This window comes from Pseudomonas sp. UV AK001, from assembly GCF_046097675.1.
Classification (GTDB): domain Bacteria; phylum Pseudomonadota; class Gammaproteobacteria; order Pseudomonadales; family Pseudomonadaceae; genus Aquipseudomonas; species Aquipseudomonas kribbensis.
In genome coordinates this window covers 122800-147547 of the sequence record NZ_JBJUVZ010000011.1, presented here as the reverse complement: position 1 = coordinate 147547, position 24748 = coordinate 122800, and the positions used below count along the sequence as shown (strand labels likewise).

General features: G+C 53.7%; 23 protein-coding genes and 2 pseudogenes. 11 read left to right on the top strand and 14 right to left on the bottom strand.

The window, feature by feature from the left end; translation table 11 throughout:
* Positions 1-104 precede the first annotated feature (104 nt).
* Genes ACKLNA_RS25455 through ACKLNA_RS25440 form a run of 4 tightly spaced genes read left to right on the top strand, consistent with a single transcriptional unit; the run spans position 105 to position 4326 of the window.
* The gene (locus tag ACKLNA_RS25455) at positions 105-1544 is read left to right on the top strand and encodes an amino acid permease (protein WP_408987470.1); all 1440 of its coding nucleotides are present in this window, start codon (positions 105-107) and stop codon (positions 1542-1544) included.
* 50 nt (positions 1545-1594) lie between these two features.
* Complete coding sequence (locus tag ACKLNA_RS25450) at positions 1595-2485, top strand: LysR substrate-binding domain-containing protein (protein ID WP_408987469.1); 891 nt, start codon at positions 1595-1597, stop codon at positions 2483-2485.
* Positions 2486-2503: 18 nt separating this feature from the next.
* A complete protein-coding gene (gene thrC / locus ACKLNA_RS25445) occupies positions 2504-3892 on the top strand; it encodes a threonine synthase (protein ID WP_408987468.1) in 1389 nt (462 codons plus the stop codon).
* Positions 3889-4326: an Lrp/AsnC family transcriptional regulator gene (locus ACKLNA_RS25440; protein ID WP_085715146.1), complete on the top strand. Its 438-nt coding sequence runs from the start codon at positions 3889-3891 to the stop codon at positions 4324-4326. Before thrC ends, ACKLNA_RS25440 begins: the two co-directional genes overlap by 4 nt.
* A gap of 143 nt (positions 4327-4469) precedes the next feature.
* On the opposite strand, the gene ACKLNA_RS25435 is transcribed toward ACKLNA_RS25440, so the two are convergent.
* Positions 4470-4859 (bottom strand): MerR family transcriptional regulator, encoded by a 390-nt coding sequence (locus ACKLNA_RS25435; RefSeq protein ID WP_408987467.1) that lies wholly within the window; start codon positions 4857-4859, stop codon positions 4470-4472.
* 74 nt (positions 4860-4933) lie between these two features.
* Between ACKLNA_RS25435 and ACKLNA_RS25430 the strand changes: the two genes are divergently transcribed.
* The 5 genes from ACKLNA_RS25430 to ACKLNA_RS25410 all read left to right on the top strand — a co-directional run bounded on the left by ACKLNA_RS25430 (position 4934) and on the right by ACKLNA_RS25410 (position 11516).
* Positions 4934-6013 carry an SDR family oxidoreductase gene (locus tag ACKLNA_RS25430; RefSeq protein ID WP_408987466.1) on the top strand — a complete coding sequence of 360 codons (1080 nt, stop codon included), beginning with the start codon at positions 4934-4936 and terminating at the stop codon, positions 6011-6013.
* Between the two features lie 100 nt (positions 6014-6113).
* Positions 6114-7013 (top strand): DMT family transporter, encoded by a 900-nt coding sequence (locus ACKLNA_RS25425; protein ID WP_408987465.1) that lies wholly within the window; start codon positions 6114-6116, stop codon positions 7011-7013.
* Positions 7014-7402: 389 nt separating this feature from the next.
* Positions 7403-8926 carry a diguanylate cyclase gene (locus ACKLNA_RS25420; RefSeq protein ID WP_408987464.1) on the top strand — a complete coding sequence of 508 codons (1524 nt, stop codon included), beginning with the start codon at positions 7403-7405 and terminating at the stop codon, positions 8924-8926.
* 118 nt (positions 8927-9044) lie between these two features.
* Entirely contained in the window at positions 9045-10085 is a 1041-nt protein-coding gene (locus ACKLNA_RS25415; RefSeq protein ID WP_408987463.1) for a homoserine dehydrogenase, read from the top strand.
* A gap of 12 nt (positions 10086-10097) precedes the next feature.
* Positions 10098-11516, top strand: a complete 1419-nt coding sequence (locus tag ACKLNA_RS25410) for an aldehyde dehydrogenase family protein (RefSeq protein WP_408987462.1) — start codon at positions 10098-10100, stop codon at positions 11514-11516.
* A gap of 137 nt (positions 11517-11653) precedes the next feature.
* Here the strand turns inward: ACKLNA_RS25410 and ACKLNA_RS25405 are convergent, their stop codons facing one another.
* From ACKLNA_RS25405 to ACKLNA_RS25395, 3 genes are all read right to left on the bottom strand, one after another.
* Positions 11654-11899 carry a pentapeptide MXKDX repeat protein gene (locus ACKLNA_RS25405; protein ID WP_408987536.1) on the bottom strand — a complete coding sequence of 82 codons (246 nt, stop codon included), beginning with the start codon at positions 11897-11899 and terminating at the stop codon, positions 11654-11656.
* A 91-nt stretch (positions 11900-11990) separates the two neighbouring features.
* Positions 11991-12776 carry a molybdopterin-dependent oxidoreductase gene (locus tag ACKLNA_RS25400; protein ID WP_408987461.1) on the bottom strand — a complete coding sequence of 262 codons (786 nt, stop codon included), beginning with the start codon at positions 12774-12776 and terminating at the stop codon, positions 11991-11993.
* Positions 12773-13411, bottom strand: coding sequence for a cytochrome b/b6 domain-containing protein (locus ACKLNA_RS25395; RefSeq protein ID WP_408987460.1), 639 nt, complete (start codon positions 13409-13411; stop codon positions 12773-12775). The genes ACKLNA_RS25400 and ACKLNA_RS25395 overlap by 4 nt, the downstream gene beginning before the upstream one ends.
* A gap of 175 nt (positions 13412-13586) precedes the next feature.
* Between ACKLNA_RS25395 and ACKLNA_RS25390 the strand changes: the two genes are divergently transcribed.
* Entirely contained in the window at positions 13587-14459 is an 873-nt protein-coding gene (locus ACKLNA_RS25390; RefSeq protein ID WP_408987459.1) for a patatin-like phospholipase family protein, read from the top strand.
* A gap of 966 nt (positions 14460-15425) precedes the next feature.
* On the opposite strand, the gene ACKLNA_RS25385 is transcribed toward ACKLNA_RS25390, so the two are convergent.
* On the bottom strand, positions 15426-15986 hold the full coding sequence (locus ACKLNA_RS25385; protein WP_408987458.1) for a fasciclin domain-containing protein: 561 nt from the start codon (positions 15984-15986) through the stop codon (positions 15426-15428).
* 334 nt (positions 15987-16320) lie between these two features.
* Here ACKLNA_RS25385 and ACKLNA_RS25380 point away from each other — a divergent pair, with 334 nt between their 5' ends.
* Positions 16321-16539, top strand: coding sequence for a DUF3606 domain-containing protein (locus ACKLNA_RS25380; RefSeq protein WP_408987457.1), 219 nt, complete (start codon positions 16321-16323; stop codon positions 16537-16539).
* Between the two features lie 134 nt (positions 16540-16673).
* On the opposite strand, the pseudogene ACKLNA_RS25375 reads toward ACKLNA_RS25380, so the two are convergent.
* From ACKLNA_RS25375 to ACKLNA_RS25335, 9 genes and pseudogenes are all read right to left on the bottom strand, one after another.
* Positions 16674-16854 (bottom strand): annotated as a pseudogene (locus ACKLNA_RS25375) (cupin domain-containing protein); the annotation flags it as partial.
* Between the two features lie 72 nt (positions 16855-16926).
* Positions 16927-17684, bottom strand: a pseudogene (locus tag ACKLNA_RS25370) (AraC family transcriptional regulator).
* A 264-nt stretch (positions 17685-17948) separates the two neighbouring features.
* A complete protein-coding gene (locus ACKLNA_RS25365; protein ID WP_408987456.1) occupies positions 17949-18473 on the bottom strand; it encodes a DUF3833 domain-containing protein in 525 nt (174 codons plus the stop codon).
* A gap of 259 nt (positions 18474-18732) precedes the next feature.
* Positions 18733-18987 carry a bacteriocin immunity protein gene (locus ACKLNA_RS25360; RefSeq protein WP_408987455.1) on the bottom strand — a complete coding sequence of 85 codons (255 nt, stop codon included), beginning with the start codon at positions 18985-18987 and terminating at the stop codon, positions 18733-18735.
* Positions 18988-18994: 7 nt separating this feature from the next.
* Positions 18995-20344 (bottom strand): S-type pyocin domain-containing protein, encoded by a 1350-nt coding sequence (locus ACKLNA_RS25355; RefSeq protein WP_408987454.1) that lies wholly within the window; start codon positions 20342-20344, stop codon positions 18995-18997.
* A gap of 429 nt (positions 20345-20773) precedes the next feature.
* A complete protein-coding gene (locus ACKLNA_RS25350; RefSeq protein ID WP_408987453.1) occupies positions 20774-20905 on the bottom strand; it encodes a DUF2256 domain-containing protein in 132 nt (43 codons plus the stop codon).
* Entirely contained in the window at positions 20902-22440 is a 1539-nt protein-coding gene (locus ACKLNA_RS25345; RefSeq protein ID WP_408987452.1) for a cryptochrome/photolyase family protein, read from the bottom strand. The genes ACKLNA_RS25350 and ACKLNA_RS25345 overlap by 4 nt, the downstream gene beginning before the upstream one ends.
* Before the next feature lie 444 nt (positions 22441-22884).
* Positions 22885-23166 carry a hypothetical protein gene (locus ACKLNA_RS25340; protein WP_408987451.1) on the bottom strand — a complete coding sequence of 94 codons (282 nt, stop codon included), beginning with the start codon at positions 23164-23166 and terminating at the stop codon, positions 22885-22887.
* 472 nt (positions 23167-23638) lie between these two features.
* The gene (locus ACKLNA_RS25335) at positions 23639-24643 is read right to left on the bottom strand and encodes a DMT family transporter (protein ID WP_408987450.1); all 1005 of its coding nucleotides are present in this window, start codon (positions 24641-24643) and stop codon (positions 23639-23641) included.
* Positions 24644-24748 lie beyond the last annotated feature (105 nt).

Below are 24748 nucleotides of genomic sequence, written 5' to 3'. Positions count from 1 at the left end.
CCCTTCATGAAGAATGAAAATAATAAAGTCCAGCGACAACAAAATTGTACTGCCCAAAAGCCAGCTACAAGGACGCTTGTCCGCACATTCATGAGAATAAAATTATGACCGCACAGATAGAAGATAATCGGCTCGATCCAAACTCGCATTTCAAAAAAGAAATGCAAACCCGCCATATCGTTATGTTAGCGTTGGGCGGTGTGATCGGTACGGGGTTATTCCTTACCTCCGGTTACACGGTTAATCAGGCAGGGCCACTCGGTGCAGTGATCGCTTACATCATCGGTGCAGTGATGGTGTATTTAGTCATGGTCTGTCTCGGTGAGTTGGCTGTGCAGATGCCAGAAACCGGGTCTTTCAGTAGCTACGCAACGCGATACCTGGGCCCAGGCACAGGCTATACAGTGGCTTGGCTTTACTGGCTCACTTGGGCAGTAGCTATCGGTTCAGAATTTACAGCTGCGGGCATACTGATGGTTCGGTGGTTTCCTGACACACCGGTCTGGATTTGGAGTGCGCTTTTCGCCATTGCAGTGTTTGTAAGTAATGTCGTCTCTGTCCGGCTGTTTGCGGAGACTGAATTTTGGCTTTCGCTGATTAAGGTTCTGACCGTTATCGCGTTCATTGTGATCGGTGGAGCGGCAATTATCGGTCTTGTTCACACGCAGAATTTGCAGGGCGCGGGATTATCCAACTTCACCCGTGAAGGCCTTTTTCCGACTGGGTTCCTACCCATTATGATGACGCTGCTTGCGGTCTCGTTCGCGTTTTCGGGGACTGAGCTCATTGGCATTGCCGCAGGCGAGGCTAAGGATCCCCAATCAAGCGTCCCTAAGGCGATCCGTACGACAGTGGTACGTTTGGCACTATTCTTCGTAGGCACGATTTTCGTTTTGGCCACCTTGCTCCCTCGTGAGCAGGCGGGGCTTGTAGAAAGTCCGTTTGTGATGGTGTTTGAGCTGATTGGTATCCCCTACTCAGGAGATATTATGAACTTCGTCATTCTCACTGCCTTGATTTCCGCCGCTAACTCGGGGCTGTATGCCGCATCGCGCATGCTGTGGACATTGAGCGATCAAGGACATATGCCTAAGCGCTACGCCAGACTTTCCAGTCGGGGCACACCGGTCAACGCCATCGTGCTTAGTATGGCGGGGGCGGTGGCGTCGCTGCTCAGCAGTGTGTTTGCCCCTGATACGGTCTATTTGGCCCTGGTGTCGATTTCGGGTCTTGCAGTCGTGGTCGTCTGGATGAGCATCGCCGCGAGCCAAATCGCCTTCCGACGCCAATACGTCGCCAATGGTGGGCGAGTTGAAGACCTGCATTTCCGTGTGCGCGGCTACCCTTGGGTTCCACTGGCTGCGCTGCTTTGTTGCTTGCTGGCCTGTGTAGGTATTGCTTTTGATCCGGAGCAGCGTGTGGCCCTTTACTTCGGTCTTCCGTTTATCGCGTGGTGCTACTTTATTTATTGGATCACTCGTAAGAAGCGCGAGGAACGATTGGCATTAGCAGCGGCTGCGCATAATTCCGCTGGCGCAGCGTGAATGGCTCAGGCAATGATTGAGCAGATCTAAGTCCCAACGAGGTTGCGCCGATGAGTCAAAAATCACTACCGCCCTTAAATTGGCTGAGGGCATTTGAAGTGTCGGCGCGGTACTTGAACTTCACCCATGCCGCAGAGGAACTGCACCTGACTCAAGGTGCAGTAAGTCAGCAGATCCGTCAGTTAGAGGGACACCTCGGTGTAGCGTTGTTTAAACGCCTACCTCGAGGGCTAGGTTTGACCGAAGAAGGGCAGTCGTACCTACCGGTTGTACAAGACGCAATCAGTCGTCTTGCGGTGGGTACGAACGAGATTTTTGGCCAGCACAATCGAAGACATGTGAAGGTGCGTGGCAGCCTTTCATTTTTTCACTATTGGTTGGCCCCCCGGCTCGCAGACTTCTGTCGTGAGTATCCCCAAATCGACATCCGATATATCAGCAACGTTTGGGTGAAGGAGCCGAATGGAGAGGATGACCTGGAGATTCGCTGGGGATGCGGTGAGTGGTCGGGATTGCATTCTCAGCGATTAACTTGGGACATCCTGCAGCCAGTTTGCTCGCCAAGCCTAATGGCTAGCTCACCGATACGTGATCCTCGCGATTTGATGAACCATCCTTTGCTACACGTCTTGGGGTACGAGGAGGGTTGGGGTTATTGGTTAAAGCGTGTTGGAGCAGACGATGTCGATTATTCCCGTGGTTTTCAGTTTGACACACTGATTTCTACAATCCGTATGGCTGAACTGGGTCAGGGTGTTGCTTTAGCGCGGTCTTCCGTAGTGAAAGATTTACTCAAGAGTGGGCAACTGGTTGCGCCATTCAGTCACCGGATTGAGGCCAGCGAGTCCTTTTATCTAGTACGCGAGCAGGCTGAGGTTCTTTCGCCTGCTGCCGCGAGTTTTTCTACTTGGTTGGTGGCTCAAGCCCACCGCCTTTTGTAATTTTGATCTGGAGTCATCATGCAATACGTAAGCACACGCGACGGTGGCGTGCGGGCAGACTTTCGCAGTGTGGTTCTGTCCGGGCTTGCCGAAGATGGCGGGCTCTATGTGCCAGCAACTTTGCCTGTCTTCACTGAGAAGCAGATTACGAGTTGGTCATGGCTGCCATTCGATGAGCTGGTGTGGCGTGTAGTCTCACCCTACGTTGGCACGTCCATAGACGAAAACACCCTGCGCGCTTTATTGAGCGACAGTTATCGAAACTTTAATCACCGCGCTATTACGCCGCTTGAGCAAATTGGCCATAACGAGTGGATACTCCAGCTGTTTCATGGCCCGACTGGCTCTTCCAAGGATTTCGCCGCGCAGTTGCAATCGCGCCTTGTCGAGCACTTTCTGGGGGAGGTCGGTAAGGAGGCGTTGGTAGTCGGTGCAACTAACGGTGATACAGGCGTCGCGGCACTTGAGGCCTTTGCTAACTGCCAGGCCGCCCGCATGGTAATACTGTATCCGCGCGACGGACTTGCGCCTGAGCAACTCAGTGCCTTGCAGGCAGCCGATCCACAGCGGGTTCAGCTGTTTCCGGTTGACGGCAATTTTGACGATTGCCAGACGCTGGTTTCCCGACTCTTGCGTGAGTGGCCGTTGGACGGAGTGATGCCGGTCTGTTTCAACTCGACCAACTGGATCGGCGTCCTGGCCCAGATCGTTTTTTACTTCCACGCGGCCTTGCAATTGGGCGGTGGCTCGCGTCCCGTTGGCTTTAGCGTTCCAGCTGCCAGCTCGGCCGAAATATACGCCGGCTACATTGCGCAGAAAATGGGATTACCCATCAATCAGGTGATCATTTCCACCAACAGCAATGATGCCTTGCACCAGTTTTTTCATTGCAATCGCTACTCCACCCGCATGACTAATCGAACCGTATCGCCGGCGATGGACTTCTCGTTGTTTTCCAACCTGGAGCGGTTTATCTGGGAGATTTACGAACACGATGGCTGCTCAACAAAAGCGCTGATGGAGCATTTTGAAAGTTGCGGAGAAATGAGCATCGGCAATCAGCAATGGCTGCGTGCCCGAGTACTCTTCGATTCCTATGCGGTAGACGAATCCCAGGTACGCGATGAGGTGGTCGAGCTGTTCCGAGAGACAGGCTCGGCCATCGATCCTCACACCGCTGTCGGTGTGCTCGCCGGCCGGCTTCATCGGCGTAGCTTGGGGGCGCCAATGGTCACCTTCGGGCAAGTTGTACCGGCCAAGTCGGCGGCGCTGTTGGCCGAACTGGGCGTCTGGCAAGCAAGCATTGCGAGCACTGCCGAGGTGCGCGCGCAACCACCGTACCTGGCCAAGGGCGATCTAGACGGTTTGGGCCAGGCTCTTCGTCTGGCGCAGCAGAGGCTTGCATGAAGCGTATTCTGGATCCGTTGGACGAACGCATACTGGCCGAACTTACCGCCAATGCGCGAATAGCCCATATCGAACTGGGTGCCAAGATCAACTTGTCGCGCAATGCGGTGCGCCAGCGCATCGAGCGTCTTGAGCGCGACGGTGCGATCCAGGGCTATACGGTACGTCTCGGTGAGTCGCGACGGCCTACGTCGCTTATCAGCGCGGTGATCTTCGTCTATCGCTACGACCGTATGCGAGGCGAAGAAGTATTGACTGCGTTGCGCTCCATTCCCGAAGTCGCGCAATGTGAAGTACTCAGTGGTGAGTTCGATTTGATGCTGCGTGTGAATGCCGCCACACCTGAACGTGTCCATCTCGTGTGGAAGGAAATCGCGGCCATGCCTGGGGTGGAAAACACCGTGACATCGTTCGTCCTTTCAGCGGTGTTTTGACCGCTGAATAATTGCACTGACCTGACCAGCCATTTGCATCTGATGTGACCAGCACGCTTTGTAGTCTTGGCCGTCATAGCCCCCCCCAATGCGTAAGCGATGGGCTTGAAACTGGAAGCTGGTTGCAGTCTCCGTTTCCCAGTTCATTTGAAGGCGTTGTTCAACTGCTGAAGTTCAAGTTGCTTGGCAGCACTGGCTTCGAGGTTTGCACGCTCTTCATCCAGATACCGGTAAATGCTTTGGAGGTTGGTGATTTTCTGTTTGATTTCTGCCATTTTTTTTTCAATTAGCTTAGCGCCATCAGCACAATCAATCAGTTTGTTGCGCTGCGCATCCAGAATCTCGCCTATTTCCCCGAGGGAAAACCCCATGCTTTGCGCGCGCTGGATAAAGTCCAGATCCTGCAGAGTCTGCGCTGAGTAAACGCGATAGTTGTTAGTTTGCCGCAGCGGTGAGATCAGTCCGATTTGCTCGTAATAACGCAGCGTATGGCGGCTGGCGCCGCTGCGGGTCTCGAGTTCGCCGATTTTCATGAAAACACCGCTTGACTATAGAGTTGGCTCGATAGTTTACGCTTGAGTTCTTACCGTAAACAAGGAGTAGGGAAATGAGCGTGGAGTGCTTTGTCACGGGGGGTACCGGCTTCGTCGGTCAACATTTGGTGGCGAATCTGAGCGCAAAAGGTCACACCATTCGGGTGTTGATGCGTCGCCCGGAGCGACTAGCTGTGTTGCGCGAGCAAGTCGCCAATTTGGGCGGGTGCGCAGCCCGAGTATTTGCCGTAGCTGGCGATCTGGAACGGGACAACCTCGGGCTGAGTCTTGCCGACCGAGAAGTGCTGAGGCGCGCCAGAGTCATATTCCACCTGGGCGCCCATTTCGCGTGGGGGCTTTCAGTGGAGCATTCTCGTGCGGTGAATGTGGAAGGGGCAAAGCGTGTGGCGCTGTTGGCGGCTGAGCAAAAAAGCCGGTTAGTGATGATTGGTGGCTACATGCTGAAAAATCATGAACATCTGCAACGTATCGGAATTGATCCTCGTCATCCGGAGTTGACGAATTGGCCAGCCGTGTACCGACGTGTTGGTGGTTACGAGGGAAGCAAGCTGGAGGCGCATTTCGCGACCCTGGAGGTCATGTCCGCCAAGGGTGGCGAGATTATCGTTGTCCACCCTGCGACGGTCTGTGGCCACAGCCGTACGGGGCATATTCTTGATGGTCAGCCGCTGGTGGAGCTGATACGTAATCTTGTGCAGGGAAAACTGACTGCAGTGCCCGGTAGCGCCGAGCACTGGCTGCCACTGGTCACCGTGGATTACCTGGTTGAGATAGTGGCGGTTTGTGCTTTTGATCCTGCCATGGTGGGCCAGGAACTGTTGGCACTTGATGACCAAACTCCCAACTTGCGAGAACTCCTGGCACAGGTGGCACAACCCCTTGGCTTAAAGTCTCCCAGGCATCATATTTCGCTCCGACTGCTGAAGTGGCTACTGGGTATTCCCCCTCTCGCGCGGTTTTTGAATACTAAACCCGAAGCCTTGGACTTTATCCAGACCACTCGTTTTGATACAGCGACGGTCGAGCAATTTGCCAACAGGCATGAAATAGCCAAACCGGATATCCGTCAGTCTTTGCAGCACACTGCAAGGTTCGTCAACTCATATTGCATGGCTACGGGTCAGGCCTTCTGACGCCTTCTTTGGCGGGGGCTTCGCATCTTCAAATTCTTTGCGCCGTTGATGTCTGGCGGCGTTTTATCGAACAACAATTCAGCGACAGGGATCGTCATCAATGCAGTCTACTTTCAGCAAGGGCGTCATCTTTGCACTTTCCGCCGCGGCACTGAACGCAACGATCGGTGTACTTAGCAAAGTACTCATGAGTAATGGTTTCACCGCTAGCAGTGTCGCTGTCATCAAGACCGTACTGGGTTGCGTGCTTCTCTCGATCTTACTGCTTTTCCTCAAGCGTGCGACGGCATCGACCAAATGGACTCAGGCGGCTATCTGCGCATTCCTTGGCATCTTTGTTCTGTTCCATTTCGAAACGTCCGCTTATCGACACTACGCTGCGGCAGGTGTGGTGGTGGTGCTGATGGCCAGTGCCTCCATATCCTCGATCGTTCTGGGGCGCATTTTCCTCAGGGATGCCATCACCGCGAACGCTACCGTTGGCGCTGCACTGGCAATCGCTGGGATCTCGGTGATCTTCGGCGGCGACCTGCAGCAGGGCTTTACCCTGCAAGGTGCTGCGCTCGCCTCCATAGCCGGTTCCGGCTATGGAGCCTTTTCAGTTGCCATGAAGCGTATGGGGGTGTCGGGGGGGCTGCACTTCACTCGACAATTGTTGTTCTTTGGCAGCCTTTACCTGCTGATGCCGGCTGCGGCCGATGGTTTCGCGATGGGCGAGCTGTCGCCGCTGGCGATCGCCGCGCTGCTGGCGCTGGCCACGCTGCCGACAATCCTGGGCTTCTTCTGCACCACCAAGGCCATCGAGTATCTCAAACCATCCCAAGTGCAAGCGCTGGAATTGACCGAGCCACTGTTCGCCGCGCTGCTGGCGTTTGTTGCGCTCAATGAAGTACCCCGCGAAAGCCTGTATGTGGGAGCGGCACTGATCATAGTCGGCCTGTGTTTCTCCAATGAGCTAATCCGCTTGGGCAGCAAAGCATCCAACCCTTCGACCGAGTGAGCTATTTTCGAATGGCTTTTATAGTGTCTTGAACGCCTGACAGCTTGCGCCGATAACCAACGTTCACGAATGACTGTACCCAGCTGCTGCTTTCCCATGACCGGCAACCAGGGTGGTCAGGGGGAGGGATCTAGTTCGAAGACAGCTGACAGACACTTATTCTTCTCGCTATGCCACTTTGCGTGAGCCATCGGTCTTAAATTCTCTAAATACCATCGCTTGGATACTTTGATGCGAAGCAGAATTTACCCTTTCCTACCTCTTAATCAGTTGCTGCAGTGATCAACCGCTACTGTGTCCTTGTACGAGTAGAGGACGAATGGCGGGGGCTATCGCCTTGACTCAATAGTCGCTGGAATGGAAAAGCGGACTTTTCAAAAGGTAGTAATGTGAAGCGTGATACTCACTTGGTTGTGCTGTTGTTGTTGGTGATCGGCTGCTCTTTGGTGTCACTGACGATCTGGAAGGTGCTGGGTTCTCGGGAGCGGGCGCTGGACGACGTGAACGTCCATGGGTTGAACCTGACCCAGGCGCTGGCTACTTATTCCGAGGGGATTGTCCGGCAGAGCTCGCTGCTCTTGCTCGGGCTCGTCGAACGTCTCGAAACTGAAGGCAGCGGCCCCGCGCAGATCGAGCGGTTGAATGCGTTGGTCAACCGCCAGCAGCCGCTGATGCCTCAGCTCAGTGGCATCACCATTTATGACCATCAGGGTCGCTGGTTGATGTCTTCCAACCGACCGATTCCGGCCGGGGTCAACAGCAGTGACCGGGTTTATTTCATCCATCACCGTGATGATCCCTCTCGCGAACCCTTCATTGGGCCGCCAATCCGTAGCCGCTCCAATCAGGAGTGGGTCATCACCGTCAGCCGCCGCTTCAATGACGCGCGCGGAGAGTTCGCTGGTGTGGTGGCAGTAACCTTGGGAGTCGAGAACTTCCTGCGGTTGTTTGGCAAGCTGGATGTGGGGCAGGAGGGCGCCATCGGCCTGTCCTTCACCGATGGTACGCTGCTGGTGCGTTATCCTTTCCGTGAACAGGACATGGGGCGCAACTTCTCTCAGTCGCCGATCTATGCGAAATACCTGGTCGATCGATCAGTCGGTACGGCGTCGTTTACCTCCAGCCTGGATGGCGTGGAGCGGCTTTACGCTTTCCGCAAAAGTGATCGGCTGCCGCTGATAACTACTGTGGCACTTGGCAAGCGCGAAGCCCTCGCTGCATGGCGCATGGAGGCGTTGCTATCGGCAGTGGTGGTGACGGGGCTGCTAGGGATCACCGGTATCATTGGCTGGTTCCTGATTCTGGATATCCGTCGGCGTACCAAGGCAGAAGAACGGTTGCGGGGAGTGCAGCAGCAATTGCTCTCATCCAATCATCAGCTTGAATTGCTGACGATGAAGGACGCCCTCACTGGCTTGGCGAATCGGCGTTGCTTTGACAAGAGCCTCGCCATGGAAGCACGGCGCGCGCAGCGTGACGGTACAACGTTGGCATTGCTGATGATCGATATCGACTACTTCAAGCTGTTCAACGACTCATTCGGGCATGTAGCCGGAGATGCATGCCTGCAAACCGTTGGCCGAATCCTCCAGGAGTGTGTGCGACGACCGTCAGATCTGGTGGCACGTTATGGTGGAGAGGAGATAGGCGTCATCATGCCTGATACCGACAGTGATGGTGCTGCGGTGGTTGCGCAACTCATCCTCGACCGCTTGACGCTAGAGAATATCTCGCACCATTGCAGCCCGTTCGGAAGGTTGAGTGTGAGTATCGGGATTGCTGCGGCCACGGGCCCGCAACTAGATCAATTACAAAAACTGGTCGAGGTGGCAGATCAGGCGTTATACAACGCCAAGGCGCTGGGACGTAACCAGTTTGTGAGGAGGGATCAGGAAATGCGTCACGACGCGTAAGTACCGTTTTCGCGCTTGGGCACAACGCCCAACTAATACAGCACTCTGCCATATTCAACTGCCCAAGCCCGGCTCTTAGGATGTTCCTATCGAACAACATAAAATAGGAACAGCGGTTATGACTGAGTACAAAATTGCCTTGGTAGGGTTTGGTGGCGTAAACCGTGGTTTCGCCCAATTGGTCGCCGATCGTAATGCCCAGTGGAAAGAGGCCCTGGGTTTCACTATCAAAATTGTCGGTGTCACCGATCTGTTCCTCGGCTCCATCGTCGCTAAAGACGGTCTGGACGCAAAGCAGTTGATTGCGCTGCCAGTTGAGAAAGGCGCATTCGCTCAACTGCCCGGCGGCAATGCTGAGGCCTTCAACGAAACCGTGATCAAGCATTCCGGTGCAGACATCATCGCGGAGGCCACTTTTACCAATCCGGTGGATGGCGAGCCTGCAACTACCTTTTGCCGCTGGGCCTTGGAGAGCGGCATTCATGTAGTGACTACCAATAAGGGGCCTATTGCGCTGCACGGTGCTGAGCTCAAAGCGTTGGCCCGTCGCAACCAGGTCGCTTTCGAATACGAGGGGGCGGTGATGAGTGGCACTCCCGTGATTCGTCTGGCCAAGCAGGCCTTGGCGGGAGTCAACGTGCAAGGCTTCGAAGGCATCCTGAACGGCACTTCCAACTACGTGCTCACCCAGATGAAAGACGGCCTGGCGTTCAACGATGCCGTCGTACAGGCGCAACAGCTTGGCTACGCAGAGGCAGATCCAACCGCCGATGTGGAAGGATTTGACGTGCGCCTCAAGGTGGTGATTCTGGCCAACGAACTGCTCAATGCGCGACTGAGTGTCAGTGATGTAGCGTGCTCGGGGATCAGCAATATCAGCGCGCAAGATATTGCCCAGGCAAGTGCCAATGGCGCGAGCTGGAAACTGATTGGCTCAGCCGATCGTGCAGCAGATGGCTCGGTTCGAGCGAGTGTGGAAGCTCGGTTACTGTCGAACTCACACCCTCTTGCCGGAATCAGCGGTGCTACGAATGCGGTGTCTTTCAATACCGAACTGCTGGGAGCTGTCACCGTGTCGGGGCCTGGGGCAGGGCGTATCGAGACGGCCTTCGCATTGTTGTCAGACATCGTCGCTATCCACACCACCCACGGCGAATAACAGGAGATAGTCATGAGCGTATCCAGCATGGCCAGTATCCAGCTTGTTGAAGCCAAACAGATTGACGTGTTCAGTCCATTCGATGGTCGCTTGGTAGGGAGCGTCCCCTGCCTCGAAGCAGCCGCAGTTCCTGGCTTGCTGGAACGCGCGCGAATTGGCGTTCGCGAGAGTGCGGCAATGCCTCGTCACCTGCGTGCGCGCATTCTTGAGGAGGCGGCCCGGCGTGTAGAGCTTGAGACTCAAGTATTTGCCAAACTCATTGTTGCAGAGGCGGGGAAGACGCTGCGACAAGCAGAGAAGGAAGTGAAGCGTTGTGTGAACACGCTGAAGCTATCGGCGGAGGAGGCCCGTCGTAACGCCGGGGAAGTGATTCCATTTGAGGCATATGAAGGCTCCGAATCGCGTCAAGGCTGGTTCACTCGCGAACCGTTGGGGCTTATCGTCGCCATCACTCCATACAACGATCCGCTGAATTTGGTCGCCCATAAACTGGGCCCGGCCATCGCCGGTGGCAATGCTGTGATCTTGAAGCCCTCAGAACTAGCACCGTTGTCTGCTCTAAAGCTGGTTGAGTGCTTGGTAGAAGCGGGTCTGCCTTCATCTGTGGTAACCCCGGCGACCGGAGGTGTCGATCTGGGTAAAGCACTGGTTGAACTGCGAGAAGTGCGGATGATTTCTTTCACGGGTGGCTTTGCCACTGGAGAGTCCATTGCTCGTAGTGCTGGCTTGAAGAAGCTGGCCATGGATCTGGGGGGGAATGCTCCGGTTCTCGTACTCGAAGACTGTGATCTTGAGCCGACTGTAGAGTCTTGTGTATCTGGTGCTTTCTGGGCAGCAGGACAGAACTGCATTGGCACGCAGCGTATCCTCGTACACAGTTCAATTTACGAAGACTTCCGTGAGCGCTTTGTCAGCCAAACACGCGCATTGGTTCTTGGCGATCCTGACCAGAGAGCAACAGATGTTGGCCCGATGATTACGGTGCAGGCGGCTCGTCGCACGGAGGAATTGGTGAATGAAGCGTTGGCTGAGGGTGCTCTACTTCTGTGTGGACACCATCGCCAAATGGGAAGCTATGCGCCGACCGTTCTAGAGCGTGTAAACCATAATAGTCAGATTTGGAAGCAAGAAGTCTTCTCGCCGGTGGTCATATTAGAACGTTTTGATAACTTGGAGGACGCTGTTGCACTGGCCAACGCTCCAGAGTACAGCTTGCATGCGGGACTCTTCACGCGTGATCTTTCCAAGGCCTTGAAATTGGCGCGTCAAATTGAAGCTGGTGGCGTGATGATCAATGATTCTTCCGATTATCGTTTCGATGCCATGCCTTTTGGTGGTTTTAAGTACGGAAGTTTGGGGCGCGAAGGTGTTCGATTTGCGTATGAGGACATGACGCAACCAAAAGTGGTCTGTATTAACGAAATGATTTGAAGCTTTAGAGAATAAATTACCGACAATCCTTGGCTTTCTGATCCGCGGGCCTTGTGCGCCACCAGGCGCCGGACTATGAGAAAACCCGCCGAAGCGGGTTTTCCAGACGCAGGATAATTTTCCTGGAATGCCCTGCATTACTGAGACATGTCATTCTTTTTCATATCGTCTTTTTTCATGCCGTCATTGGACATGGAATCTTTCTTCATCGTGTCTTTGCCCATGATGTCTTTTTTCATAGTGTCCTTACCCATGGAGTCTTTATGCATTCCATCCTTTTTCATCGTATCTTGGGACATCGTGTCCTTCTTCATCGTGTCGTTGCTCATCGTATCGCCGGCGTGTGAAACGGCGACGCCCACTGCCAGGCAAACACCTAGGATTGCAGTAGTTAACCTTTACATAGTGAAGTACCTTGAGACTCAGGTTGAGAAAATGCGCAGCCCATGCCGCGCAATGAGGTTGCTACAGGAGTCAGCTACCACCGAACCAGTTATAGCCTTGGTCTTCCCAGTAGCCACCGGGATAGGTATTGGTGACGAAAATCGCTTGAATGTGTTTCGGGTTCTTGTAGCCAAGTTTGGTCGGCATGCGCAGCTTCAGCGGGAAGCCATATTGACGAGGTAGTACAGCACCGTCGTAAGTCAGCGTTAGTAGCGTCTGCGCATGCAGTGCCGTGGGCATGTCGATACTGGTGTAGTAGTCGTCGGCGCATTTGAAGCCGACGTACCGGGCGTCGGTGTCAGCTCCGACGTGCTTGAGGAAATCACTGAAGCGCACACCGCCCCAGCGGCCGATGGCACTCCAGCCCTCGACACAAATGTGCCGGGTGATCTGCTCGGTCTGCGCCATGGCGCGCAGCTCCTCAAGCCTCCAGCTGTGCTTGTCGGCAACCAGGCCGGAGACTTCCAGACGGTAGCTGTCTTCATCGACGGCTGGCGCTTCGTCGATGCCGTAAAAGGCATTGAAGGGGAATGGCCGCGTAATCATCGACTCAGGATAGGTGGGGGCCATGGCGTTGGGGTTGAACAACCAGCCTTGTACCCTGTCATTGAAGCGCGACATGGACGACAGGGCTGTTTCAACTTGATCGTTATCGGAGATGTTGCAGCCGGACAACATCGCCACGCCGCCAAGGCTCAGACTACGCAGCAGGAAGACGCGTCGAGAGTGATCCTCCACCTTGAGCGAAATAATCTTTCGCGCGTCCTTCAAAATGGCCGACTCATCCAGCTCCGGGTTTTGTTCGCGCTTCTTCATACGCGCTCCTTGTGGCCGACAATCATGGCCCACAACGTCTTTGGCACCAGTATTACCATGACCAAATGTACGGCGATGAACGCCACCAGCAAAGACATCGCAATAAAGTGCACGTGTCTCGCGCTGTCGTAGCCGCCCAGCAGTTCGCGTAGTAGCGGAAACTGTACTGATTTCCACAACACCAACCCAGACATCACCAGAACTGTAATGTCGAGGATCACGAACAGATACGCCCCGCGCTGCACATGGTTGTAATGGCTTATATCGTCATGCCCCAGCCGACCATGGAGAGCAGACCACAGGTCATGCATAAAGCCTTTGGGTGATACAGGGAAAAAACGTCGCGACAGCCTGCCGCTAAAAAGATTGAGAAGTAAGTAAAAAAGACCGACGCCCACCAGTAACCACATGGCTGCGAAATGCCATTGCAGCGCGCCACCCAGCCATCCGCCCAGGGTGATCGACTTGGGAAAATCAAAACCATAGAGGGGAGAGGCGTTGTAGATACGCCATCCGCTCGTGACCATGACCAACACTGCCAGGGCATTCAGCCAATGGGCCAGCCTCAACCAGCGGGGATGGCTGTTTTGCAGATTCAACTTTTTGGTATTGGTCGTTTCAGGCGCACCGGGCATTGGAGGAAGCTCCAAATCTGAATAACGTCATAACCTAGATCGAGTGTAGACGCTAACCTGGAGCACGATGCCTCACTTAAGTATGGGCAGAGCGTACTGTAATCATTCTAGTGATATCGGCTGCGAGCCAGCTAGGCTTGTAGCCTGAAGAGGGCGATGAGGTGAGGGCAGGGTCATGCCAATTGCAAAAACAGCACTTGTCCTGGCCGGTGGTGGCAGCCTGGGTGCGGTTCAGGTCGGGATGCTGCAGGCTCTGGTTGAGGCTGACGTCGTTTTCGACCTGGTGGTAGGCGCGTCGGTCGGCGCCATCAACGGTGCCTACTTCGCCGCGAGACCGAATGCCAAAGGCGTAAGCGAACTTGCAGACTTCTGGCGCAGTCTGCGCAAGTCGGATGTGTTTCCGTTCTCGGCGTTCGACACAATCATGGGCATTCTGAATCGTCGTGGGCACTTGCTGAGTGCATCCGCCTTGCATCGTTTGGTGAGCAGATCACTGCCGGTCAAGCGGATTGAAGATACCGAGTTGCCGCTTTATATCGTCACCACCAATCTGCTAAGCGGTGCCGAAGAGCTTTTATCCAGTGGCAGTGCCGAACAGGCGTTGCTCGCCAGCGCTGCAATTCCGCTGGTGTTTCCCAGCGTGCGAGTCGGCGAAAAGTTCCTGGTTGACGGCGGTGTCAGCAGCAATACGCCAATTGCCAGCGCGGTGGCATTGGGTGCAAATCGGGTTCTGGTGCTGCCCACCGGGTTCGGTTGTGCCTGCCCCTGTCCGCCCAGTGGACTCGTTGCGCTGGCCTTGCACACGCTCAACTTGATGAGCATGCGTCAACTGGTGCGTGACATCGAGTTGTACCGCACGCGCGCCGCCATTCATGTCGTCCCGCCGTTGTGCCCACTGGACGCTTCAGTGTTCGACTTCAACCAGACAGACCAACTGCTGCAGCGTGCTTATCAATCAACCCGGGCATGGATAGAGGAGGGCGGATTGCTTCGTGACGGGGTACCCGATTCGTTGCTGGCGCATACTCATCATTTTGCTGACGAGTGAGTTAAGCAACGCATCCAAATGTGCAAACGGTTCTGGTGGATGACTCTCCACTCGAGCGTATTTGCTCAACAGCAAGTACCTCGGAAGTCGGATGGCCGTAATCAAGTCCCCGTAGCAGAATAGGTTTGTGCTAGGAAGGGGGTACCATGAAGAGGCCAGCTTTCCAGCAAGGCTTCAATTTCAGCATCGTTTACCAGGGTATCGGTGCAAAAGCGCAATCCTGTATTCGGCCGTCTGCAGCACCAGCATTTGGCTTCGCCGAAAGGCACCAATCACTCTTTTCGAACGCCTGCGTTTTCAGCTAAACGTCGAATGTTCACCCGGCTCTCTACATTCATAAAATCACCCTCCAGCGTCTTGGCCAGCGAACGCTACGGGGCTTGTGTGACATAAATGAGACCGGTTGGCGATATCAGATTAGTGGCTATTTTCTAACGCCAAGCAAGGCTTGCAATAATGCCGTGTGACTGTCATCTCATCCTTCTTGAGCTGAATCAACCTGGTGATGGATCGCGTCGAGATACTGAGATTTCAATTGGTCGGCCAGCGGACTGAGAATCGGATTCGCTCGACGATTGACTGCCTAGGCTACGAACAACTTGGATGGATCGTCTGCTTCTGTCCGAAAGGTGACGCCGAGAGGGCGCCCCCTGGAGCGATTAACTTAGGGCTTTCTGATCTGTCTGGGACACCGCCCCCACAAAGTTACTGTTGTGAATGTGATTCCCAGTACAAATGAGTAGAGACCGTACCTTCCACCAAATTCGAGCCCCCACATTATCAACAGACCAAGCGCGCAGAAAATGCACACTATTTGGGTGCTGTAGACGATATCAGCAGTCGAAATATTCCTCATAATTCAACCTCGAAGACTCTTGGTCTTGCTCTTTGAAGCATACCTGAGCAAGACCAGAGTCCTTCACGAAAAAACGAAGCCGCTCTCTTCTTTCCGCGAGCTCACATCACCTACTTCGGCATCAGAACTGTGTCGACGACGTGTATGACGCCATTGGACTGCATGACATCGGCGATGGTGATAGCTGATTTTCCGCCTTTGGCGTCCTCAACCCACAACTTGCCATCGTGCAGCCAGACAGTAAGAGGCTCTCCCTGAACGGTTGTCAGCATGACCTTGCCGCCATGCATTTTGGCGTCCCCCATCAGTTGCTTGGCGGTATGAGTACCTGGTACCACATGGTAGGTGAGGATCTTGGTTAGATCGGCTTTGTGCTCGGGCTTGACCAGCGTGTCGACTGTTCCGGCAGGCAATTTGGCGAAGGCTTCGTTGGTGGGAGCGAAGACGGTGAACGGCTCTTTGCTGTTTAGTGTATCGACCAGACCTGCTGCTTTGACAGCTGCAACAAGCGTCGTATGGTCTTTAGAGTTGACAGCATTCTCTACGATAGTTTTGTTCGGATACATGGCTGCCCCGCCAACCATCACGGTATCTGCAGCAAAGCTAAGGCCAGTGTTGAGGCATAGAAGGGTAAAGCAGGCAATCGCAAAGCGTTTGATGAGTGTGTGCATGATGCGTCTCCTGGATTATTCGACCCTTCGTATGAGGGGTGACGGACTTACGTGGGAGACTCCGAACTGGATGCACAATTATAAAAATAAACTTTTAGTCGCCTTCAATAGACCCTGGTTTGATTATGCGCCATTGAGCAGCAGTTTCTGGCCGGTCGCGGCCCCTCGCCTGGGGCCTCAATCGACTGCTCCCACTAATATCTGGCGTTCGACGCCCTCTGAAGGCAAATGGGCACGAATCGTGTTAAGGAACACTAGGAGCGCACTTGGGAATAATTTCCAAAGAAGTCGAAATTTACTTTGTTTCGGCTAACCTTCTGAAAACGAGCAGATCATGGATGAATCTATGCAGCAGCGAAACCTCCCGGGTGGCATTGACGAGATAAGAATCAACGTTGGTGACATGTTTGAGCTCAAGTTTTGGGCCAAAAAATTTGGCGTAACTCGGAGTGAACTCAAATCAGTAGTCAAAAGTGTGGGCGACTCCCCAAGCGCGGTTCACAACCAAATCGAAACGTCCAAGAAAAATCTGAGCCTACAACGCGTGGTCTAGCTTGATTCAATCAGACTGATACGCGCAGTCTGTAGGCCGAAGGTGTGGGGAACTTTGGATGAACGTCACATCACCGTCAATTAAATCAACCCCGGCTTAATAGACGTCATTTGAGCGGCGGCCTCTTGCCGAAAGAGAAATGCTTCGTCGGTCTCAGGATGTAAGTGCCAGATGGATTCGCCTTCGATTCGCACAACTCTGAACGGATAGTCATTTATCTGCAATAACCTTGGGGCTCCATTGCCGATCGATGAGTGAAGCCTTGTGAGCCAGGTTTACAGGAACTGATGATTGTTGATGACGGAGCTCTGACATGACGGATCCTCTGTAGTTGAAGTCGCCAGCCTATAGCGCATGGAACAGGGCGCTCTTGTACGATCCTGCAAGTCAGCGTAGGGCCTGCAATCGCTCCAACCAGCGCATGGGCGGTATTCCGTAGCAGCGGGTAAAGTGTCGCGTCATATGACTTTGATCATGGAAACCCGCGACAAGGGCAGCATCCACCAAGGTGAAGCGTCCAAGTACCAAAGCGCGGAATCGATCTAGGCGGCGCAGGATGACAAATCGGTAAGGGCTCGTCCCGTAGAGCGTTCTGAAGTCACGTGACAGGCTCTAGCGTTCGCGCCCACTGGCATGCTCCAGCATCTCCAGCAAAATGCATGACTGCAGATGTTCCAGGATGAATGCTCTGGCGCGTTCGGCTGCGCAGTAGTCCAGACGTTTGCCCCCGCGCGGTTTTTCACCGACGGCACGCAACGCCATTGCCAGATCAAATAGCGCGTCCTGTTCCTCCAGTGTTGCCAGTGGATGATCTAATGCTTGTACGAACGCTGCACTGGCATGGTACAGGCGTGGATCGCTCGAAATCCCCCCGCGAGAAAGGGCAAGGATTCTCCCCCCAGGATGTTCTGGATTAATGCCGGATCAACGTAGGCCATACGGTAACGAAAGCCTGCATCGGTGCCGGCCATACCATCGTGGAGTTCGTCGGGGTGAGGCACGAGCGTGTTGCCGGGAAAACCGTGGCGCAGTGAACCTGAGTAGTGAAAAGCTCTGGACGCCCACCAATGTTCGGCCGATCGAATAGGTGTCGTGTCGATGGGGTCGTACCCGTGGCTGCCAAACCACGCTTCAATACGCTCGATCCCTCATGGTTGAACACTGCGGATGACCCAGTCGGCGCTGCCAGGTTGGCCTTTTTTCTGATCCATGAATGGCGTACCTTCCCGACTCTGCGCGTTGGTGGTGAGAGTCTGACTGTCGGGAATATACAAGTGTGGGTATTTAGATGTCTGCTTCTGGCAAAAAGCAGCCGATCGTGAACGGCAGATTCCGGCCATGAGCGATTTGGCGACAACGTCTACAGACTCGTCCGTGGAAGTGCCATCATTGAGCAGCCACCCGCGACCTCAAGGCTGCTTGCGGAAAAACAACGTGATCTGACCGACTTCCACACCGTACTTGGTCATGAACGAGCGATTCATCATGGTGTTCTCGTCCATAAGGTACATCCAGTCGTCTAAATGTACCTGGTATTCTTTGCCATCCACCGGAAGGTTCAGCACATATTTCCAGTGGAGTGCATTGCCTGCCACCTCTCCAAGCGCCTCGCCCACCACGTCGCCTGCAGTCCCGCGCCATTGGCTAGGGCCAACAGGGGTTAGCGTCCACACCCGTTTTTGTGTACTACCATCGCTGTAGGTAAACGACTCGTCGAGGATTAGCCTGCGGCCTTCGGAGTGGCCATTGATCAACACATGAAAGCGTTTTGTTACCTCGCCTGAGCGCTTTTGAAACATACCCCAAGCTTCGACGTGCCCCTCGAAGAATTCGCGCAATTTGAGTGTGGGTGTCTCTTGGCTGTAGGTATGCACATCCAACTGGCTGCAACTCGCAAGGCCAATGCACAGCAGCATTATCCAGACCTTTAGCATGTGCATTTCCTCAGCGATCTCCGGGCTTTAGTAGCTCAGTTTAGTCGGCTATCCCCAAACCACTTCGAGCGGAGTCGCGGTAAGCAGTCAGGCAGTCAGGCAGTCAGGCAGTCAGGCAGTCAGGCAGTCAGGCAGGATGACAGTCAGGCAGGATGACAGTCCGTGAGCGGGAGCTGGTTAGTCCTGATTTTTCCTGGTGAAAACACAGGCTGACCCCACCCTCTGCAAAAACTAAAACGGCGGGGCCAAGTCTGGAAAATCAGTCTTCCTTGAACCCCGGTAGTCCTTGCGCAGCACGCCATTCCTTCACTGTCTTTGTTACACCTTCAGCAGAGTTGTCCGCACCGGGTTCCGGGTGGAAAATCAGATCGTAGCCGTCAGGGTGCCCTGCAAGCTGACTGAATTTTTCAAGCAATGCACCAAGCTCTTCGTCCGAACCGCCTTTGTTAACGACACGAATATTTTTGATGAAAGCAATGAATGCGGCTTCGGTAAAATCAGAAATATTTTCCATGCTATGCCTATCTCCTTCTGTGAAGATCAATGTGATTTCGTGGGGTATTAACCCTTAAATTATCCACGTCATAGACCGCACCGCCGTCTCTAATTAGCTCAACATGGTGTATTTCATAGGTAACTCGTTTTCCTACCGAATCTCTGAATCGAACAGTAGGGGCGTTTCCAGTGAGGACACGCGCCTGATCGTCCTCACTCAGTTGGCTAAATAGCTCTGGATCGTTGCTTACCGCCCTCCAGAATGCACCTCTGAAAGTATCGAAGCTCCCAAACGTTTGTCCCCGTAAAGCATCTGCTATTCGGGTAGGAATGGGTGCTACTAGTCCTGTTGTAGCGCCAGCAAGCCATATACCAGAGACATCCTCGCCACGACCTGTAACTACCCCCGGTGAATAGCGAGCGCTGATGACGATGTACAGCGGCTGAATGCCAGAATCAGCCGGGAACACCAGGATGAAGTCTTTGTATTCGGGTGGATAGATCGGGTTGACGATGATGCTATCTGCTTTCTCAGACGGCGGATAAATCCAGATCTGAGGTGCTTGTGGTGCGCCCTCTAAAGGTGGAATACCTGAGGTGCTGGAGGGGTCAACGGCTGGTGTCCATATCAGGGTAACCCCGTCGCCAAAGTCCGCAACCTGTTGAGAACCTTGCTCAACGAATTGCACCACCGGAATCATCTCCCAGTCGGTGCGGCTTTGGGTGTTGTACCCGTATCCTTTAAGAGTGCCGTCTGCTTGCTGTTCGACATGAATCCGAACCCGTGTACGGCCTTCCTTGAGCGCTTTCAATCGCTCTTCGGAATACAAGCTACTGTCTCCGAGATTACCGGGCACCATCAGTCCCACCGCCCCCAGTAACGAGCCAAGAACTACACCGGTAGTAATTATTCCAGCCCCTGCACCCGCGCCGGCGCCCGCAGCTCCTGTACCCGTTGTGGCACTGCCACCAACAACGGCCGCTCCTGCAGTGCACAAGCCACCACACGACGCACCAGCAGCTGCGGCGCCACCACCACCTAATAGGAGGGTGCCCAGCGCAGCGGGTAAAGCGTTGCCACTGATTTTCTTGAGGAGGATGTTCCCGTTCGCATCCGTCTCACGACCACCGAGAATGGCAAACTCACCGTAGTTGCCTAATTTTTCGACTGGAATAAAACCGGCTGGCGTCTTGTGATCAATCACACCGTCTGGAAGATCGCAGCTCTTGGCAAAGACACACCCCAAGCTGTTGGACTCGGCTTTTTCTTTGGTGGGTAGGTCTTTGTATTCGGCCCAGTGCTGGGCGTGGATATCGACAGGCTCAACGCCGCTGTTGCGGTAGCCCCTTGGAGGGTTTGGTACATAACCAGACATGCAGGTTCCTTTCGTCCTTGGAAAGTCCAGCCCGAGGCTGGGACAGAATGACGTTACAAGGAACATTGAGCACTGGCTGTGGGACAAGTCCCAAGAGCCAAGCTGAATTTCCTGTATTCCCTGTCATTACTGAGGTGCGAAGGATACCGGGTCGGGGAGGGGTATTGAATAATGGCATTATGCCGTATTTGAGATGATTATCTTCAAATGGTGTAGTTAATACTCTTGTGGAATAACGTTTCAACAGGAGTAGGTGGCGAATAGCACCTCTGTTGTCGCCTCGCATGTACTTAGCGAGAGCTTAACTGCACATAACCATCGCGAGTTGAGGCAGTGTAAGACTGAGGATGGCTTAACTACCGTCGATTGGTGTCTGACCAAAATAATCTTGGGTTCAGTACAAAGGCGCCAGTTATGACTCGCATGTAATCAACGTTTACTGCGCCGACAACGCTCGGAGCAATAGCGCACGTCCTCCCAGCAGCGAGCCCATTTCTTCCTCCATGTGAATGGAAGGTCGCAGGTCGCGCAGGTTTTGACGGGCAGCTCACTTTTTTTCACAGCGACTCACCCTCGTCCAATCGGTTGAGCAACCACTCGCCGCGTTGCCAAAGCGCCTGTTGTTTGGATTCAGGCATGCGGTCGAGGTTTTTGTAGATCATGCTCATGCGTTGATTGCCACGCAGTCGGTCACCGTGACGCATTAGAAAGTGCCAGTAAAGCGAGTTGAAAGGGCAAGCATCGTCTGTAGTGCTTTCGCTCACTTTGTAGGCGCAGCCACGGCAATAGTCGGACATGCGCTTGATGTATTGGCCGCTCGCACAATAGGGTTTGGAACCTAGATAGCCGCCATCGGCGTGCATGACCATGCCCAGCGTATTGGGTAGTTCCACCCAGTCGAAGGCGTCCATGTAGATAGCCAGATACCACTCACATATTTCACTTGGTGCGATACCGGCGAGCAATGCGAAGTTGCCGGTCACCATCAGTCGTTGGATGTGGTGCGCATAGGCATGTTTCAGGCTTTGGCCGATAGCCTGGCGCATGCAGTTCATCCGCGTTTTACCCGTCCAGTAGAATTCAGGAAGCGATCGCGTGTTACCAAAGGCATTTCCGTGGGCATAGTCAGGCATCTTCAGCCAGTAGACACCTCGGACGTACTCACGCCAGCCGATCAGTTGTCGAATAAAGCCCTCGGCGGCGTTGAGTGCAATGTTGCCCGACCAATACGCGGACTCTACATCGCTACATAACTGGCGGAGATCGAGTAGGCCAATATTGAGCGCGGCGCTTATACGGGCATGGAACAGGAAGGGCTCATCGCTGGCCATGGCGTCTTGATAGTCGCCGAAGGCTGCCAGCCCCCAATCGAGAAAGTACTCCCACAGGGCCTGCGCTTCGGCGTGGGTTACCGGATAGTCGAACGTGTCGAGGGCGCCATAGTGACTGGAGAAGTTTTTGGAAACTAACGCAAGCACCTCACGGGTGATTGCATCTGGCGTAAAACGGGCTGGCGAAGGCGGCCTGACACCCTTGGGCAAGACTTTGCGGTTTTCCGCATCAAAATTCCAGGCGCCTCCGACCGGGCTGCCGTCGCCATTGAGCAACAACCTGCTCTTGCGGCGCATCTCTCGATAAAAGAACTCCATACGCAGCTGTTTTTTGCCCTGCGCCCATTGAGCGAACTCGGCACGTGAGCAAAGAAAGCGATTATCGCAATGCCAGTGGATCGCCAGGCCACAGTCCCTGAGCGAATGCTCCTGTCGCCAGTCACCGCACTCCGTGATGTGCAGTTCATCCGGCTGTAGACGTGAGTGCCAGCGGTGCAACTCGCTCGGCACGGATCCGGTATTTTCTGGATCATCGAGCGTTACGTACTGCACCTTGACGCCTCTCTGCCGCAAGGCCTCGGCGAAGTGGCGCATTGCACTGAAGATCAGGGTGATTTTTTGCGGATGATGGGGAACATGACTGGCTTCTTCCATTACCTCGACAAGCAGCACTGTATCGCGCTCCTTATGCAGATTCTGCAGTGAGGCGAGGTCGAAAGATAATTGATCGCCCAAGACGAGACACAAACGTCGAGTTGCATTCATCAGTCAGAGTCCATTTGATTCGCTAGCAAAGAAATAAAGCTTTGATGCCTCCGCAGTTCGGAGTTTTGTGACAGCTTCTAATAAGACATTTCAGCTCAATTGAGAGGGATGATGGCAGGGCGGATGTCATCCAACTCGTCCCAAGGACGTTGCCCAGCAAGAGTTGAGGAGCATTTCGGATTGTGAGGAAAATCTTTACCTCTATCGAACTCAGCCTGCACCATCCTGCATGATCTGCAAGCGATAACACCTCCTGTGAGACGCCAAGTTTTGTGCCAGGTAATCAGTCGCTCTGAGGGAGTCATGGTGGGCGCAGGTCAAAGATAGGTTGTACGACTTTAGCGATCTGTATAGCTTTTCGCGAGCTCACTTTCCATGAGTTGATAGCTTCTTACGTGGTGCTCGTTAGATAAAAGTTCAGTGGGCATAGCGCGGTGATAGTCCCTAGCGTTGGGCCTGAGTGAGCGTATATAGGAGGCGACGATGCCCGCTTAACGCGTGAAGATCAAAAAAACGACGTCCCTGGATCTCCTCCCAATCTAGCAATTCCTTGCTTGATATCGCATTCTCCCCAATCTTTTCCAGTGCAACACGTGCATTGTCGCAGGCCTCAGATGACCCGCGCTGCTCCTCCAGCAAGACGAGCTCCATCAGTGCCGCTTCGATTGCTAATTGGTTTTCGTACATTCTTGCCAGTACGTCGGGAAGGGAATATTGCTCGGCCATGACTCGACTCCGTTCTGATCAAGACCAAAGCGTAGCAGGGGTTTGATGATGACCTAGAGAGAAGAGTACGCTCCTTAGGGCCAATAGGCCCGGCTCACTTAGTCAGCCGAGCATTTCCTTAATAATGGACGCTACACTCTTGGTATCGTCGATCCCTCCGTGGTGGGTAACCAGCCAAACTAGGCCAACTTTTTTACGTTTCCAGATGGCTATTCAGATCAATAGTGCTATCGATGACGAAGCCAAGGTTGATGGCTATTTATTTGGTCTCGGATCAGTTTGATAGCCTTAAGTCTTCAACTTCAATCACTATCGTCCACTTCAAAAAAGAACTTGGCAGAAGCCATATTGATATTGGAGCATGTAATTCAATTTGCTAAGCTCTGTCTGGAGATTCTGACAGAAAAATAATGGTGTGGATGAAATTGGCCTTTCATCAGTGCTTCAATTTCATCTCAGTCTGAAGCGTCGACTACAAAGAGCTCCGCTCGGGAGGTATCCCCCTGACATTTAACATTCTCGGTTCTGTTTCTATCGCGGAGGCTTGGTTAAACACCGAGATAACTTTCACGACCCCAAGTACTATAAGTATGATGCCAAAAGCTTCATAAGCAGTAGGCCAGCGTGCAGATACCAGCAACCCCAAGCCGGTCGCAAAAACCATCTCCATTGACAGTAGCTGGCTAGCGAGACTGATCGGCAGGCGCTTTGAGGCAATCGTCCATGCCCATGCTCCGCCCATAGATGCCACTATCGCAAGCAGCAAAGCTGGGAGATACAGGTGGTGCACGGAGTACGTGTTTAGAGCGAGGCCAACAGCGTCGGCCTTGAATAGCCCTGAATTTACGGGAACAGGCAGGACAATCACGGTTTGGATGCCTCCGCCTATCATCATCATTCCCGTCCAAACCCAGGAGTTTATGCTGGGGCGCTGAGCCAGAGCTTTTTGGTTAGCGAGGCCAAACCAAGTCCAAAGGGCGACTGCTGCAATGGCGGCGATAATACCCACTGTCAACGACAGAGAAAAGGATTTGTGGGCATTTAAAAGCTCTTGGAAGTTGACAAGTATAAGACCTATCAACGCCATCGTCAGTGGTGCGCGCAGGTGTCTCCACGGAACCCCACCACGAAAGTTTCCTGCAATAGCTAGAACTACGGGTACGAGACCTAAAAAAGCAGGTGCGATTACTGGGCCTGCGTATTTAGCGGCCACAACTATTGCAAGAAAGTATCCAACATAACCAATAAATCCCAGCCAGCAAGTCGTTAGCCAGTCATTTAGTGTAAGGCCTTTACAGGCAGAGTAGTTAATTAAGATTATCCCAAATCCAAGTAATGATGAGATCAAGAATCTGCAAGCGGCCAGGTCGTAGATTGAATAACTGCCGACGACCATCGGTGCTAGGAAATTCAATGACCAAGTGAATGCTGCAAAGAGCGCTGCAGCGATCCCAATTGGAGACGTAAAACTTTTCATAATGCTGCTCCTGGATATAAGCACTGGATAAAGTGAACCATAGTCCCCTGCGATGTCGAGAACGACGTTTAGATCAGCGGCAGTTTCGAGAAAGAACTGCTAGTC

What these genes read in the sequence shown, in the direction of transcription:
- ACKLNA_RS25400 (WP_408987461.1), bottom strand. Translation starts at nt 12,776, where the DNA reads ATGAAGAAGCGCGAACAAAACCCGGAGCTGGATGAGTCGGCCATTTTG.
- ACKLNA_RS25425 (WP_408987465.1), top strand. Translation starts at nt 6,114, where the DNA reads ATGCAGTCTACTTTCAGCAAGGGCGTCATCTTTGCACTTTCCGCCGCG.
- ACKLNA_RS25440 (WP_085715146.1), top strand. Translation starts at nt 3,889, where the DNA reads ATGAAGCGTATTCTGGATCCGTTGGACGAACGCATACTGGCCGAACTT.
- ACKLNA_RS25435 (WP_408987467.1), bottom strand. Translation starts at nt 4,859, where the DNA reads ATGAAAATCGGCGAACTCGAGACCCGCAGCGGCGCCAGCCGCCATACG.
- ACKLNA_RS25430 (WP_408987466.1), top strand. Translation starts at nt 4,934, where the DNA reads ATGAGCGTGGAGTGCTTTGTCACGGGGGGTACCGGCTTCGTCGGTCAA.
- ACKLNA_RS25415 (WP_408987463.1), top strand. Translation starts at nt 9,045, where the DNA reads ATGACTGAGTACAAAATTGCCTTGGTAGGGTTTGGTGGCGTAAACCGT.
- ACKLNA_RS25385 (WP_408987458.1), bottom strand. Translation starts at nt 15,986, where the DNA reads ATGCACACACTCATCAAACGCTTTGCGATTGCCTGCTTTACCCTTCTA.
- ACKLNA_RS25455 (WP_408987470.1), top strand. Translation starts at nt 105, where the DNA reads ATGACCGCACAGATAGAAGATAATCGGCTCGATCCAAACTCGCATTTC.
- ACKLNA_RS25390 (WP_408987459.1), top strand. Translation starts at nt 13,587, where the DNA reads ATGCCAATTGCAAAAACAGCACTTGTCCTGGCCGGTGGTGGCAGCCTG.
- ACKLNA_RS25365 (WP_408987456.1), bottom strand. Translation starts at nt 18,473, where the DNA reads ATGCTAAAGGTCTGGATAATGCTGCTGTGCATTGGCCTTGCGAGTTGC.
- ACKLNA_RS25360 (WP_408987455.1), bottom strand. Translation starts at nt 18,987, where the DNA reads ATGGAAAATATTTCTGATTTTACCGAAGCCGCATTCATTGCTTTCATC.
- thrC (WP_408987468.1), top strand. Translation starts at nt 2,504, where the DNA reads ATGCAATACGTAAGCACACGCGACGGTGGCGTGCGGGCAGACTTTCGC.
- ACKLNA_RS25345 (WP_408987452.1), bottom strand. Translation starts at nt 22,440, where the DNA reads ATGAATGCAACTCGACGTTTGTGTCTCGTCTTGGGCGATCAATTATCT.
- ACKLNA_RS25450 (WP_408987469.1), top strand. Translation starts at nt 1,595, where the DNA reads ATGAGTCAAAAATCACTACCGCCCTTAAATTGGCTGAGGGCATTTGAA.
- ACKLNA_RS25395 (WP_408987460.1), bottom strand. Translation starts at nt 13,411, where the DNA reads ATGCCCGGTGCGCCTGAAACGACCAATACCAAAAAGTTGAATCTGCAA.
- ACKLNA_RS25335 (WP_408987450.1), bottom strand. Translation starts at nt 24,643, where the DNA reads ATGAAAAGTTTTACGTCTCCAATTGGGATCGCTGCAGCGCTCTTTGCA.
- ACKLNA_RS25340 (WP_408987451.1), bottom strand. Translation starts at nt 23,166, where the DNA reads ATGGCCGAGCAATATTCCCTTCCCGACGTACTGGCAAGAATGTACGAA.
- ACKLNA_RS25410 (WP_408987462.1), top strand. Translation starts at nt 10,098, where the DNA reads ATGAGCGTATCCAGCATGGCCAGTATCCAGCTTGTTGAAGCCAAACAG.
- ACKLNA_RS25380 (WP_408987457.1), top strand. Translation starts at nt 16,321, where the DNA reads ATGGATGAATCTATGCAGCAGCGAAACCTCCCGGGTGGCATTGACGAG.
- ACKLNA_RS25355 (WP_408987454.1), bottom strand. Translation starts at nt 20,344, where the DNA reads ATGTCTGGTTATGTACCAAACCCTCCAAGGGGCTACCGCAACAGCGGC.